This is a genomic window from Lysinibacillus sp. FSL L8-0126, from assembly GCF_038630385.1.
Taxonomy (GTDB): Bacteria; Bacillota; Bacilli; order Bacillales_A; family Planococcaceae; genus Lysinibacillus; species Lysinibacillus fusiformis_D.
Window position 1 is genome coordinate 4,495,567 of sequence record NZ_CP152028.1, and the last position, 13,909, is coordinate 4,509,475.

15 protein-coding genes are annotated in these 13,909 nt (G+C 38.8%); 8 read left to right on the forward strand and 7 right to left on the reverse strand.

Annotation, left to right across the window (positions count from 1 at the left end; genetic code table 11):
• Positions 1-545: 545 nt before the first annotated feature.
• Entirely contained in the window at positions 546-1,355 is an 810-nt protein-coding gene (locus tag MHI34_RS21880; RefSeq protein WP_340810819.1) for a sulfurtransferase, read from the reverse strand.
• A gap of 10 nt (positions 1,356-1,365) precedes the next feature.
• Positions 1,366-4,977, reverse strand: coding sequence for a dynamin family protein (locus tag MHI34_RS21885; protein WP_342503976.1), 3,612 nt, complete (start codon positions 4,975-4,977; stop codon positions 1,366-1,368).
• A gap of 401 nt (positions 4,978-5,378) precedes the next feature.
• Here MHI34_RS21885 and MHI34_RS21890 point away from each other — a divergent pair, with 401 nt between their 5' ends.
• From MHI34_RS21890 to MHI34_RS21915, 6 genes are all read left to right on the forward strand, one after another.
• Positions 5,379-5,663, forward strand: coding sequence for a DUF4183 domain-containing protein (locus tag MHI34_RS21890; RefSeq protein ID WP_342503977.1), 285 nt, complete (start codon positions 5,379-5,381; stop codon positions 5,661-5,663).
• A gap of 24 nt (positions 5,664-5,687) precedes the next feature.
• A complete protein-coding gene (locus tag MHI34_RS21895; RefSeq protein ID WP_036118284.1) occupies positions 5,688-6,008 on the forward strand; it encodes a DUF4183 domain-containing protein in 321 nt (106 codons plus the stop codon).
• A 634-nt stretch (positions 6,009-6,642) separates the two neighbouring features.
• Entirely contained in the window at positions 6,643-7,263 is a 621-nt protein-coding gene (ytaF, locus tag MHI34_RS21900) for a sporulation membrane protein YtaF (RefSeq protein WP_342503978.1), read from the forward strand.
• Positions 7,264-7,362: 99 nt separating this feature from the next.
• Positions 7,363-8,010 carry a helix-turn-helix domain-containing protein gene (locus MHI34_RS21905; protein ID WP_036118291.1) on the forward strand — a complete coding sequence of 216 codons (648 nt, stop codon included), beginning with the start codon at positions 7,363-7,365 and terminating at the stop codon, positions 8,008-8,010.
• A gap of 19 nt (positions 8,011-8,029) precedes the next feature.
• Positions 8,030-8,989 carry an LCP family protein gene (locus tag MHI34_RS21910; RefSeq protein ID WP_342503979.1) on the forward strand — a complete coding sequence of 320 codons (960 nt, stop codon included), beginning with the start codon at positions 8,030-8,032 and terminating at the stop codon, positions 8,987-8,989.
• A gap of 7 nt (positions 8,990-8,996) precedes the next feature.
• Positions 8,997-9,551, forward strand: a complete 555-nt coding sequence (locus MHI34_RS21915; RefSeq protein ID WP_141902978.1) for a phosphatase PAP2 family protein — start codon at positions 8,997-8,999, stop codon at positions 9,549-9,551.
• 159 nt (positions 9,552-9,710) lie between these two features.
• Here the strand turns inward: MHI34_RS21915 and MHI34_RS21920 are convergent, their stop codons facing one another.
• The 5 genes from MHI34_RS21920 to pcp are packed head-to-tail and all read right to left on the reverse strand — an operon-like array spanning position 9,711 to position 12,601.
• Complete coding sequence (locus MHI34_RS21920) at positions 9,711-10,442, reverse strand: 5-oxoprolinase subunit PxpA (RefSeq protein WP_036118299.1); 732 nt, start codon at positions 10,440-10,442, stop codon at positions 9,711-9,713.
• Entirely contained in the window at positions 10,433-11,305 is an 873-nt protein-coding gene (locus MHI34_RS21925; protein WP_058845110.1) for a biotin-dependent carboxyltransferase family protein, read from the reverse strand. Before MHI34_RS21925 ends, MHI34_RS21920 begins: the two co-directional genes overlap by 10 nt.
• Positions 11,306-11,308: 3 nt before the next feature.
• Positions 11,309-11,770 (reverse strand): 5-oxoprolinase subunit PxpB, encoded by a 462-nt coding sequence (gene pxpB, locus MHI34_RS21930; RefSeq protein ID WP_342503980.1) that lies wholly within the window; start codon positions 11,768-11,770, stop codon positions 11,309-11,311.
• Positions 11,771-11,802: 32 nt separating this feature from the next.
• A complete protein-coding gene (locus MHI34_RS21935; RefSeq protein ID WP_342504499.1) occupies positions 11,803-12,003 on the reverse strand; it encodes a hypothetical protein in 201 nt (66 codons plus the stop codon).
• Positions 11,987-12,601 carry a pyroglutamyl-peptidase I gene (gene pcp, locus MHI34_RS21940; RefSeq protein ID WP_342503981.1) on the reverse strand — a complete coding sequence of 205 codons (615 nt, stop codon included), beginning with the start codon at positions 12,599-12,601 and terminating at the stop codon, positions 11,987-11,989. The genes MHI34_RS21935 and pcp overlap by 17 nt, the downstream gene beginning before the upstream one ends.
• Positions 12,602-13,019: 418 nt before the next feature.
• Here pcp and MHI34_RS21945 point away from each other — a divergent pair, with 418 nt between their 5' ends.
• Together MHI34_RS21945 and MHI34_RS21950 are read left to right on the forward strand one after the other, a co-directional pair.
• Entirely contained in the window at positions 13,020-13,478 is a 459-nt protein-coding gene (locus tag MHI34_RS21945) for a chemotaxis protein CheX (RefSeq protein WP_036118321.1), read from the forward strand.
• A gap of 300 nt (positions 13,479-13,778) precedes the next feature.
• A complete protein-coding gene (locus MHI34_RS21950) occupies positions 13,779-13,904 on the forward strand; it encodes a hypothetical protein (protein WP_255358839.1) in 126 nt (41 codons plus the stop codon).
• Positions 13,905-13,909: the final 5 nt, after the last annotated feature.

Here is a 13,909-nt window from a genome sequence, read left to right on the forward strand (position 1 = left end):
TGGAGCCTATCCTTCACTTTGAGCTTTCTATCCACCTCTTTTTCTGTTCTATCCATCACTTTGCACATTCTATCCACCTCGATGAAGCCTATCCTTTATTTTAAGCTTTCTATCCACCTCTTTTTCTGTTCTATCCATCACTTTGCACATTCTATCCACCTCGATGGAGCCTATCCTTCACTTTGAGCTTTCTATCCACTACTTTTTCTGTTCTATCCATCACTTTGCACATTCTATCCACTTCGATGGAGCCTATCCTTCACTTTGAGCTTTCTATCCACCTCTTTTTCTGTTCTATCCTTCAATTTATGCTTTCTATCCACTTCGATGGAGCCTATCCTTCACTTTGAGCTTTCTATCCACCTCTTTTTCTGTTCTATCCTTCACTTTGCACATTCTATCCACCTCGATGGAGCCTATCCTTTACTTTAAGCTTTCTATCCACCTCTTTTTCTGTTCTATCCTTCACTTTCTACGCTCTATCCACCACTCTAAGCGCTCTCCAAACAAAAAAAACGCCCACTGAAGTGAGCGTTTCAATTTAATTATTCATTTGTGCCTTTTTCCACATCATACGCGGTAATCCAATCACTGAAGCTGCCTACATATAATTGGATGTTTTCATAGCCTTCATCTGCTAGCACTGCATATAACGGTGAGGCTGTCACGCCGCTACCACAGTAGACGACAATCTGCTCATCAGGCGTAACTTTTTGGCGTAATGCGTCGTTCGCTTTTAATTGGCCGTCTGTCTTTAATTGCTCCCAGTCAAAGTTTTTTGCGGTTGGAATATGGCCTGCTACCTTATCCAGTGGTTCCATTTCGCCACGATAACGTTCAGCTGCACGTGCATCGAGCAAGGTTGCTTGTACTTCGCCGTCTACTATTGCCTTTACCGCTTGGCGTGGCGCATATAGTTCATCCTTCCAATCAAATTCTATGATCGTTGGGGGATATTTTATAATATCCTTGGTGAACGGAATTTTTGCCTCTAGCTCAGGGGCACCGCCATTGACAATCACTACATTTGGGAAACCAGCGTATGTCAGCATCCACCAGGCGCGCGGAGCGAACGGGGCTGCTCCCTGGTCGTAGACAACAATTTGATCTTCATAGCGTAAACCTAATTCTTGAAATACGGAAGTCAACTTTTCTTTGCTCGGCATCGGGTGACGGCCGTCCTTACTGTCCATATCGGATAACTGTTGTTCTAAATCAATATAAATAGCACCAGTTGCATGTCCTTCTTCAAATGCTTTTTTTCCAGCTTCTTTGTCCAGAAGATCGAAGCGAGCATCGATAAAACGGACGCCATCAAACTGTATTTCATCCACTGATTTGAATACTCTTCCCATATAAATCACCTCATGCGTATTGTAATTGTGCGTAAATTGCTTTCCAAGAAGCTAAACGGCTCTCTTCTTGTAAGGCAAGTCTTTCTGTCTCAATTTGTTCAAGCGCTTGATGATAAATATATAAACGTAATTTTTCGGCTTCCTCTGCAATAAACGTAATGGCCCATGTCATAAGAAAAACTTTCTGTGCATCTAAATAATCTTGTGCATCTGGTTTTGTTACAGCTTCCAGCGCCTCGCTCAACTTTATTTTTTCATTCTTCTCAAAGAAAGCTTTTTGATTGCGGAAGTGAGATTTTACGCTAGTATATTTTGAAATATCTGTGAATGGCCCTTCAAAATCCAGTAAATTTGGCTCTGAAGATTCAAAGGTTAGGAACGAGAAGCTTCTATTCAACTCTTTCAGCTCACGCACCTCATCTTTGAAGCGTTGCTGCATTTTCTTGCTTATGAACTGTGATAAACGGAAGTTTGTAACACGCATTTCTTGTGTAAAATCAAAACGCAAGCTTTGCATCACTTCCTTCAGTGCATGCTCCAATGCTTGCTGTGCTGGCATCGCAGCAAATGTCGAAGGATTATAACCTTCCTTAAAGAACTCAGGATAACGATAATAGACACGTTGGAGAACATAATACAGGAGCTCATCAAGCTCTTGCTTTGTTTCACTCTCTAGCATGCTTGTATTGAGCACGCTGAACTTCGATTGGATATGTTGTTCAAGTGTTGTTAATTCCTCTAAACGCTCATCTTTACGTTTTAAGTTTTCCTCCGTTTGTGCGATTAAATCGGCTAAACGTTGCTCTGTTTTATCGACTTCTTCTGCAAGAGCCTGTACTGCTAAGGCACTTAATTCATCATTTAAAAATGTATGGAAGTCGCTTTCGAATGGTGGCATGCCAGATGTTAAATCAGCACCTTCTACTTTTTCTTTTAATGCTAAAAGACTGGATACCCCATACAGTCGTGGGAAACGAATGCCAAAACGTTGTAACTCTGAACGAACATAGCCTTTTACGTCTTCCTGTTCTTCTTCTGTTGTTGCTAAATCAATGGCATTTACAATAAAGAACATTTTATCAAGTTCAAATGCATCCTTGACACGACCAAGCTGAATTAAAAACTCACGGTCAGCTTTAGCAAAGGCATGGTTATAGTACGTAATAAATAGGATGGCATCAGCATTACGAATATATTCAAAGGCTACACCTGTATGACGAGCATTAATCGAGTCCGCTCCTGGTGTGTCAACAAGTGTCACACCCATGCGTGTCAATGGGCTATCGTAATAGAAATCAATATTATCAACAAAGCATGATTTGTTTTCTTGCGCCACAAATTTTTCAAATTCTTCACGGCCTACACGAATGATCGTACCAAGCTCAGATTTAAATGTTGGATAGCCTTCCTTATAGGCACGAATAAATGACTTATGAACATTTAAACGTTCATCCGTTAACTGAACGGCAAGCCCTTCATCAGCACGATTATAGGCTTCCTCCAACGAAGCTACAGACAAGCCAATTGCCGCATACGAGCCTTGAATATCCTCTAGCATTTGCTCGGCTGTTTTAAGCTGTACATCGGCCGTTTCATGTGGATGCTCTGGTGTTACTGGACGAATTTTATTGATGGCTGCTGTTGTTGGGTTCGGTGATACAGGTAACACCTTTGCACCCATTAAGGCATTGGAGAAGGATGATTTCCCTGCACTAAATGCGCCAAACAAAGCAATCGTAAAATCTTTTTTCTGTAAACGTTCCACTTTATTTTCAAGGTAATGGGCAACTTCTGCAAAGCCTTGAACCTCTTTGACTGCATTGGCTGTATGCAGTGCGCGATTAATCACACCATCGATTGGAAGAGTCGTTGCACTGATGGCTTGCTGCGTTTCCTCTTGTTCGATGACCTGCTCTTTTGGCTTCAGCATGGACTCATCAAACAAACGAATATCGGCTAAATCTTGCTTAAATGACTGTGCCCAATTGGCTAGCTGCTGATTCGCAACTTTACGGATTTCATTGCTCGCTTGATGCATAATGCTTGCACTATATTGCTGATAGCCTTCGATTTCAAGCACTGCCTTAATTGCATCCACTTTGTCTTGCATACCCGCCATTTTTAATTTTGATGGTGCAGCCGTTTCTGTTGCCACAGCTTCAAGCGTTGTTGCTTGCGCATTTTTCCAGCTATCTGTTTCCTGAATAAAGTAGCGCTTCGTTGCCTCCGCGACACGGTTGGCGAAGTTTAACACAGCATCACCTGTTAACAGGGCACCAGTTTGAACTTGCTGCTCAATCAATGAAAAAGGTAAGTCAAATACATAGGCATCAATGGCGGAAGCACGCTCTTCATTTAATGCACCTACATCTTTTAATGCTTTTTTCATAAGTCCTTTTAAATGCCCAGTAATTTGTGCATGAACGACGTTCTGATAGGCACTATATGCATCCTCTTTACGACGGTTACGCTCTTCCTCTGTTTTTTTCTTCGCTGTAAAGAGTCCCCCTACTTTAAAGCCCTCCTGCACACTTTCTAAATAAAGGCGGAGGCGATCACGTACATCAGCTGGCATGATGGCTGCATTGGCTAGTAGTTCCTTCCGTTGCTCCTCAAATGTTTCGTTCCATGCCTCTACTGAGAATAATTCAACTTGACGATTTAATTTATTGTATTGCTCTAAAATATCTTGATGGTGTGCCCAGTCGTCCGCACTTAAAATTTCTTCATCAATAGTTAAACGATCCTGTCTTTCTTCCATTAAATAATGGTCATGCTCACTTTGCAGTAAACGCAATGTATTCGTTGCCGTTTGTACAAGCTGCTCCTGCCAATCATTCATACTGTCCATCACGATGTTCTTTACGACCTCAAAATCATTATGTGGATGTTCAGGCTCTCTCAATGATGTGAAAAATACACCCTTCGGCACAACGCCCCATGCGGCAAAGGATTGATGAACCGTTGCTTTAAAGTCTTCAAAGCTCAATTCATTATCTTTATGCTTATCAATCATATTGACAATTAAATAAACGTTTGGATTGTATTTCATTAATTGCTTTGTAAATTGGAAATTCAGTTCCGACTGCACATGGTTATAATCCATTGTATAAAATACGATATCTGCAATATGGAGCGCCGATTCCGTTGACATACGGTGTGCATCATCTGTGGAGTCTACTCCTGGCGTATCCATGACAGTAACGCCTAGTGGTAGTGTAGAGGCACTGTGCCCAATTTCAATTTGTGACACTAAATCCCCATTCTTACTAAGCTCTTTTACTGTTTTAAAATCATAGCCTGCCTCAAATTTCACAGGCTTTTCATTGTGCATATAGACAATTGCAAAATCTTCCTCTGATTTATGCACTTTTACGATATTCGCACTTGTTGGAATTGGACTAGATGCCAGTAAGTTTTCACCAGACAGCGCATTAATCATACTCGACTTCCCAGCAGAGAAATGACCCGCAAAGCCAATCACATACTCTTTTTGCTGAATTTTTCGAGCAAAAAGAGAGGTTTTATCCATGCGTTCTGTATCACCATTATGCTGATAGATTATGTATTGCAAAGAAGCTTGCTTTAATAGCTCCTCCAATTGTTGTTCAAAATCTTTCATGAAACCAGTTACCCCTTTTTCGTTAATTATTCATAATTAGTATTCTACCTTATTCAACTAGCAAAGTATAACACTAATTTACGGTAAAAAGCATGTATGCCAACGTTTCTATCCTAATAAGTCCCATCATAAAATCTTGATGATCCGAAATAATCTTCCTCAAATGATAGATGGTCAACTAGTTCTCTTGCTATTTTCTTCATATTTTATAGTAAATGTATTCGGGGCAAAGGTTATTTTTTAAGAATGGAGTGTGATCGCACATGCTGAATCCTAAGTCTCATCGAATCATAGAAAAAAGTTGTCCGTGTCACTGTGAGGATCGATTTTTCTGGCCCCGTATCAAAGCAACAAACGGCACGCCCATCGTCCCTCCTCCTATCGTTCCAGAGGGCACTATTTTGCCGATTATCCACCGCTATTTTTATATCGTCACAGCCGATCTTGATCTAACAAATGGGGTCACGCTGCCAGCGACTCTCTTCTGGAATGATAATGCTGACAATATTACAGAGTTTACCCTCTTCTCGCCAAACGGTTACGTCAATCTTTATATTAATGCGGTGATGCAAGAAGGTGGCATTTACACCATAACACCAGCCGCCTTAACAATCGTACCCTACAATGCCAATTTGTATAGAGGCACACCCATTATCATTGAATCGCTTGGCTTTATGACAAATTAATATCCAAGAAAGGAGGTGAATCATATGGCACTTTCCATTATTAATATTCATGTCAATGTCACAGGTACATCTACACGATTTTTTAACGTTTTAGCTGCACCTCTTGCCATTACAGATGGTACTACAGTCGCTGCTACAACTTTTTTAGATGATAGCGGTACAGCGGCAACTGCATTTCCAGTAGTTACAAACGGCTACTATAATTTATATATCAATGGCGTTCTACAAGAGGGTGATGCTTATACAGTTTCTGCAACTGAAGTTACATTCAACACTGTTACAGCATCACTTTCTGCTGGTACACCAATTGTGCTTGAAGCAGTTGAATTAGTCACAACTACCTAACCTAACTAAAATAGATGCCCTAAACTCTCTTAGGGCATCTATTTTACAATTGTAGTAGCTCTCTGAACCTTACAATAGTCTAGCGCATGACGCCTATTTCCATGAATACATAGAGTTTAAGCAGCCACTTTTATTTTTTAGATTGCACAGACAGGCTTCACCATGAAATAAAGACCCTAAAGGGCGTAAATCGATGGTACTTTCCATTATCAATAGTCATGTTAATGTAACAGGTACTTCTGCTCTGTCCATTGATTCACAGAAATCTAAGTCACTTGAAGAAAAATTTACAGGCAATAGACTTCGAACCAATACTTCTAACAAAAATGAAAACTGTTCGGAAAATTGTACAAGGTGGTAGTTTGGATTCCCCTGTTAAAATAAGTAAAAAAATAATGAAAACCGAAAGCTCCGATTCTTTGTCTATTAGGCTTGGATTGGGTCTTTTTTTATTCCAAAATCGAAGGACACTTAATTAATACATTGTAAGTACATGAAACAAAACAATGGTGCTCAATAATGGACGAGTTTTTTTAAGTGGCATAACCGTTGCTTTTTTGTCAACAATTTTAGGAAAACAGGCACCAATTGTCAACATAAATAATATGATATAAAAAAATAAGGGGTGTAAGCTGTGACTTGGTTAATCATTTTAACTTTTACGCTTTCATCAAGTATAGATAATTTAGGCGTAGGGCTCTCTTACGGGATTCGAAAGATACATGTTAGTTTTGGGAAAAATTTATTAATAGCAATTATATGCTTTGTTATGAGTATGGGAGGCATTACGTTTGGGGTTTGGCTCTCGACTATTCTTCCAGGTATGCTCCCTGTAATCTTTGGAGCCTTATTGTTATTTATCATCGGGATTCGCATCATTCTTTTAGCTAAACCACGTAAAAATGAACCTTCAAAAGAGGCGTTACAGCCCAAAAATGGGCAAAGTATTTTTAAAAACCCTGAGGAAGCTGATTTTAATAAGTCTGATGAAATCGGCTGGGGAGAATCTATACTTCTTGGTATTGCATTATCAGCAAATGCACTTACAAATGGTGTGGGCGCTGGCCTACTCGGACTTTCACCTGTTGTCATTTCGTTAACAGCTGCAATCGGGAGCTTTATTACTGTTTGGGCAGGAGTCAAATTAGGAAGTAAGGTCGCTGATGTTCAGGTTAGTTCATTTACTATAGGGCAATTTGGCACAGTAATTAGTGGTTTGTTGATGTTACTGCTTGCTTTTGCAGCATTTTATTAATATTGTGTTGACATTTTGTCAACACAATATTACACTTCTGTACAACGGTAATTTTCCATTAGACAATCATTAAGGAACTAACAGAAGGGAGAATCGAATATGGCAGAAAATAGAGAAAGTACTACTCTAGGTTTATTGTTGAAAGAATTACTAAAAGAACGCTCATTATCCATGCGGAAGTTTAGTGAACTTACAGGGGTCGATACAGCTACGATTTCACGGATTATCAATAATAAACGAAAGGCAACACCTCAACATTTAGAAAAATTCGCTGAATGTCTTGGTATTCCTTTCATTAATCTTGTTGAAGCTGCAGGGTATCCTATCGAACAGAGACATGAAGAGTCTCAATCAGATATTCATACCTCTGTTGATGCAATACAGACTTTTCTTAAGGCTTCTAATGTTTATGACAATCAATTTTCAGTGCAAGATGTTGAAAAAAAATTAGACGATTATGGATTATTTGCTCAAACAGAAGAAGGAAAAAATACAATTCATAAGAGTTTTAACGAAAAGATTCAGAGTGTAGGTAGCGTTGGACCATTTATTAGCAAGTTGAAAGAGTTATATGAAAAATTTACAACAAATAAGGGTACACTATTTGAATTAACAATAATTGGAAGTACATTATTGTATTTTATTATTCCAGTGGATGTCATTCCGGATTATCTATTTCCTATTGGTTATTTGGACGATGCGATAGCTGTACAACTTACTGCAAAAGGTTTGTTAAAAAATAACTGATAGGTGGATTAATTAATTTATGAAACATAGTAAAACGAGACGTAGATGGCTAAGAAATTCGTTTTTAGCATTTGCATTAATCATCTCAATAGGGATTGTTTATTGGATATATCAGTACAATAGTGGATTGGCTATGGCAGAAGACGATATCAATAAAGAAGATGAAGAGACTTTTGAGCCTTTCAAAGGTGTAGACCCGCAATTTGGTGAGATTAATGTGCTATTGATAGGCAGTGACTCTAGAGGAGACGAAGGTAGATCTGATGCTTTAATGATTGCACACTATAATCAAACTACGAATAATGTAAAAATCGTTTCGATTATGAGAGATACGTATGTTGACATCCCAGATTACGGGATGAATAAAATAAACGCTGCATTTGCTTTTGGAGGCCCAGAACTTGTAAGGAAATCAATTAAGCAGAATTTTGATATTGATGTCAATTACTACGCTATCGTTGATTTTGAAGGATTCCCCAAAATTGTGGATCTTCTAGCACCAAATGGGATTGAAGTTGATATCCCTTATGAAATGTCATATGGAATTGGTATGACATTATTTCCTGGAGAACAAACTTTACACGGTGACCAGTTATTAGCTTATGTACGATTCCGCCACGATCGTTTAAGTGATTTCGGGCGAGTTGAACGCCAACAGGAAGTTATGACAAAGGTCAAAGAACAAATTAGCTTTCAAAGTTTAATAAATTTACCAAAAATACTTGGTGTTGCTGAGGCATATATCGATACTAATATTGACAATAAAACCATTCTTGCAATTGGGAAAGGTTTAATAGATGGGAAATCTAATGGTGTGGATACTTTACGAATTCCTGTCGCCAGTTCTTTTGACAACAAACATGTAAATGTAGGCGCAGTGCTAGATATTGATTTGGAAAAGAACAAAAGTGCATTAGAAGAGTTTTTATCATCAGAGGACAATGTACAAGTGACTAAATTAGAAGGAGTTTCATCTTAGAGAGAATATGAATATAGATTATCAACTTTTCAAACTACTAAACCAGTTTGCAGGAAAATATCCGATTTTAGATCAACTTGTCCTCTTGTTTTCAAAGTATGGGCCCATTCTATTTGGACTGGTATTTATATGGCTATGGTTTTCAAAATCCCAAAATCAGCAGGAAAATAGAAAAATAGTATTATATGCATTAACGATTGTTATTCTTACACTTGGTATAGATAAAATTATAGAAATGGCGTATTTTCGACCTCGCCCATTTGTCAATCATAGCGTAACATTATTACTCGAAAAATCAAATCTGGACCCTTCATTTCCAAGTAATCATGCTGCTGGTTCATTTGCCCTGGCATTCGCTTTGTTTTGGAAACGAAGAAAAATGGGCACTGTACTCATCCTGCTGGCCTGCTTAATGGCCATTTCAAGAATTTTTATCGGTGTGCACTACTTTCTAGATGTGTTAGCAGGCGCATGTATTGGGTTAGGGGTAACCTACATAGTTATGTTACTAGGTCGTCTTTTTGAATCTACCTTGCTACGCAAGAAAATATATGCAAAGTAAGAGGTTTTTAGATTTAAAAAGTTCGCAATGGATGTGAACTTTTATATGTCCCAACCATCATTGCGTAAAAAAACCTCGCTGCAATTATTGTGTTTGAAGCTGCAAACTATCTAAATAATATGGATGCCCTACACTCTCCTTAGGGCATCCATTTTACTATTATAGTTGCTGTCTGAGCGCGGCAATTTTTTTTGCATAGTCTAGCGCACGGGGGCCATCTCCATGAATACATAGAGTTTGAGCAGCGACTTTTATTTTTTTAGATTGCACAGACAAGACTTCATTGGCCGTTAAAATACCTTTTACATGTATCAGCATTTCTTGCTCTGTTTGTATTAAGGCATTAGGCTCCTGTCTATCCACTAAAGTGCCATCATCGTTATAACGTCGATCCGAAAAAACTTCCTCATATACTTGAAGCCCCTTGCCTCTTGCAATCTCTACGATTTGGCTACCAGATAAACAATATAAAATAAGCTGTGGATTAAGATCATAGACTGCATCGACGACAGCTGACGCTTTTTCCCGATCATTTACGCATTGATTATAGAGTGCGCCATGTGGCTTAATATGATGGAGCATGCCTTTTTCAATTTGAACGAAGGCTTGTAATGCGCCAATCTGATAGACCATCATATCATAAATTTCTGCTGCGCTAAATGCCATGTTTCGACGACCAAAGCCCTCTCGATCAGGATAGCCTGGATGTGCACCAATATGAACATTTTTACGAATGGCACTGCGAACAGTTTGATGCATCAACGTATGATGCCCTGCATGATAGCCGCATGCTATATTAATGGATGTGACATAGTCCAATATTTCTTCCTCTTTTCCTGTTAGAAAAGCATCATCATATTCAGCTAAATCACAGTTAATATCTATTGGCATCCTCTTACCTCCAGTGCAAATCGTATCGTGTTAAACATACGCATTTGAGCTACTTTATGTAAATCGTCTTCATGTACCGTCGCAATAATAGGATAACCCCCTACCGTTTGGGCATCGGCCATTAAAATGATAGGATGACCGCTTGGCGGCACTTGAATGGTGCCGAACTGGGTCGCCTCTGACAAAATATCTTGCATTTCTTGCAGCTGTAAAACAGTTCCCTTTACGTAATAGCCCATGCGATTACCACCAATAAATTGAAAAGCATTTTGTAAAAAATGGCGTTGACTCTCTTCCCTAAATAAATGAAAATGAGGGCCTTTCAGTACTCTAACTGAAATAGCACGATCAAAAGTTGGACGATATGGCGCATAAAGACCTCGATTATAATGGAATGGCGCTGAGTCTTGCCCATACAAAATGCTACCTTTTGTGATGTTTGTTCCTAGTTGACCAAGTGACAGGTTTGAGCGACTACCAAGCTTAACTTGTGAAGTAAACCCGCCAAGAGGTGTCAAATAAACAATCGCGCCTTGATTCACATGTTTAATCACCAACCGATCGCCATTCATTAAGTGGAAAGTTTTCCACATCTCTATCGGTGTATTATTGACCAAGCATGTACAATGTCCACCTGTTAATACATAGACTCCATCTGCCAATGCCTCAAATTCAAAGCCACCCACAAACATTTCAAAGGATGTTTGGTCATGAGGATTTTCTAAGATTAGCTGTGCTGCTTGAAACGATACTTTGTCCATCGGTCCAGATAACGGAATACCAAATGCCCGATAGCCAAATCTACCTTGGTCCTGTAGGCTACCATAGACACCTTGTTTGGTGACGAGCAGAAGTGGCTTCAATCGCTACACTCCTTTGCTTTTCATTTCCCAAAACTGTTGTTTAGTTATTTCATAAAATTGAACTTCATCGCCAAGAGCCAATAAAAATGGCTCTTGGCGATCAACATTAAATAAATCTAGAGGAGTTTTCCCGATAATATTCCAGCCACCTGGTGACTCAACAGGGTAGATGCCTGTTTGCCTACCGCCTATACCAACAGAACTAGCTGAAACAGTAGCTCGTGGCTTCTTTAAGCGTGGTACACACAACTTAGTATCTAATTCACCTAAATAAGGAAAACCTGGTAAAAAGCCCATAACATAAACATAATAGCTTTTCGATAAGTGTAATGTTTTAAAGTCTTCAAATGATAAACCTGTATAGTTCATGACTCGCTGCTTATCTAAGGCAAATTCCTCATCATAGCAAATGGGTATTCTTAAAATTTTCTTCGTTCCTTCTGCCATTGCTGTGAGAGTTTGCATCTCTAGCCAATCCCCTCTCAATGAACCAACATCTAGAGGCTGTTGACATAGGCTGTAACAGTATGATAGCTTGCAACACTTTCGACGAGATTATGCTGTAACTGCTGTTTCAGAAACCGATTAAATGCTTGGACTGCCTGAAAGTTGGCGTGGGAGATTTCCTCCTTGAATGCAAAGCGAATAGTATGTTGGCTAATCCACATCGCATGAGGAAATTCAATGATTGGTTGCACGTATGCTCTCCTCAATACAAAGCTTTACCGCAGCTATTAAATCTCGGATATGCCAGCCAGGAATTTTGCCATGTTGGATGGCCAGGTCAAATGATGCTGGAATATGAATAAAGCCAGCACGAACCCCTTCGTGTTGCTGTGCATAAACAAGTCCTTCATACATAATATTATTGCATAAGTACGTACCTGCAGTATTTGAAATTTCTGCTGGATACCCCGCTGCCTGTAAGCGATTCACCATATTGCGAATCGGTAAATTCGTTAAATAAGCATCCGCTCCATCCTTATCAATGCTTTCATCGACCGGCGTGTAGCCATTATTATCAGGCTCGCCATCTTTCACATTAATGGCAATGCGCTCTGGCGTTATTTTAAAACGCCCTCCTGCTAATCCTAAAGAAATAATAATTTGTGGCTTTACTTCCTCTAGATACTGCTTTAATTGTTCCGCCGATTGCTGAAAATCTACAGAGAGAATTCGTCCAACAATGCGATAGTCTCCTATTGTTTCTCCATCTAAATTTGCGACAATTTGCATCGTTGGATTTATTTTATAATGAAGAAATGGCTCAAACCCTGTTACTAATAGTTTTGTCATGTTAGTCACCTGATTTCTTTATGTATAACCCTAAAGGATTGGCTTTATTTTACAACAATTTTCTGAAAAAATAAATATTTCTCTTCATTTGGGCAAGTAAAAAGAGTATGAAGCGCTGATGCTCCATACTCTTTTGGCTGTAATTATTTCAAATGTGCAGTCGCCTGTTTCATGACGTATTTCCCAACACCAATATAGATCACTACAGCTGCTCCAATCAATACGAATGTCATTGCTAACCGCTCCTTTTCATATAAATTATGTATTTTTTTATTAGGCTTTCAGACCATCTCATTGAATTTGAAAATCATTCTCATTATTATATTATAAATTTCACGTTAATTCGTCAAGACATACTTTCATCTTACCCTTTTTACATGGTAAGATGTAGAAAAGTCGGAAAAAGGATGCGGTAATGATGAGTAATTCGAAGTACTTTCAAACTATTTTAAACGGGACTATTCACGCTTTAAAATCCATTCTTCCTATGGATATAGAAGTAAAGTCGCCTAGTATTATTTCTGAACCCTTTCAACAGCAGCAAATGGGCGTATTAATTGGTTTAATTGGAGATGTAAAGGGTCGCGTTATCATTGATTCATCCCCCGATGTGTTTAGCGGGATTGGGAGTACCATGTTCGGTATGCCACTGGAGGGAGAAATGCTAGAATCCTTTACTGGAGAATTTGGTAACATGATTGCAGGAAATTTATGTACAACTGTTGGGCAAGAAAGCTTAGAAATTGATATCACTCCTCCAACGGTGATGGTGGGCAATACAAAGTTATACGGCTTTGAAAAAGCATTTGTTCTCCCAGTTTCGGTTCCAAGCATTGGTGCATTAACAGTTCTATTAACCATCGAGGAAGAAGGATAAAAAACTAGAATGGATCATTGTATGCAAAAGCCTACAGCCTTCATGTATAGGTAGAAAAAACGGGAAGGAATGTGCAAGTCTTTCTCCATCTATTGTTTTTATTAAAATTAAGCAAAATATAATAAGATAACAAGCTCTCTCAATGACTTTTGAGATGGCTTGTTTTTTTCTTTTTTTAATTCTTCACACTTTCTTCACATAATACGTGTAGAAGTGTGATTTTTTTCACATCAAAATGCTATGGATTTTTATATGATGACAGTAAGAAACACAACAATAAAAAGCGTAGGAGGGGCAAAAATGGCAAACAACAAAAAGAAGTCAGATGAAAATTTAAAAGGTTCACTCTATGCAGTTTTTGGAGTTGGTATTATCATCATTTTACTCTGGGTGTACTGCTTCGATTTGTTCATTGGAAGATTTTAATATAT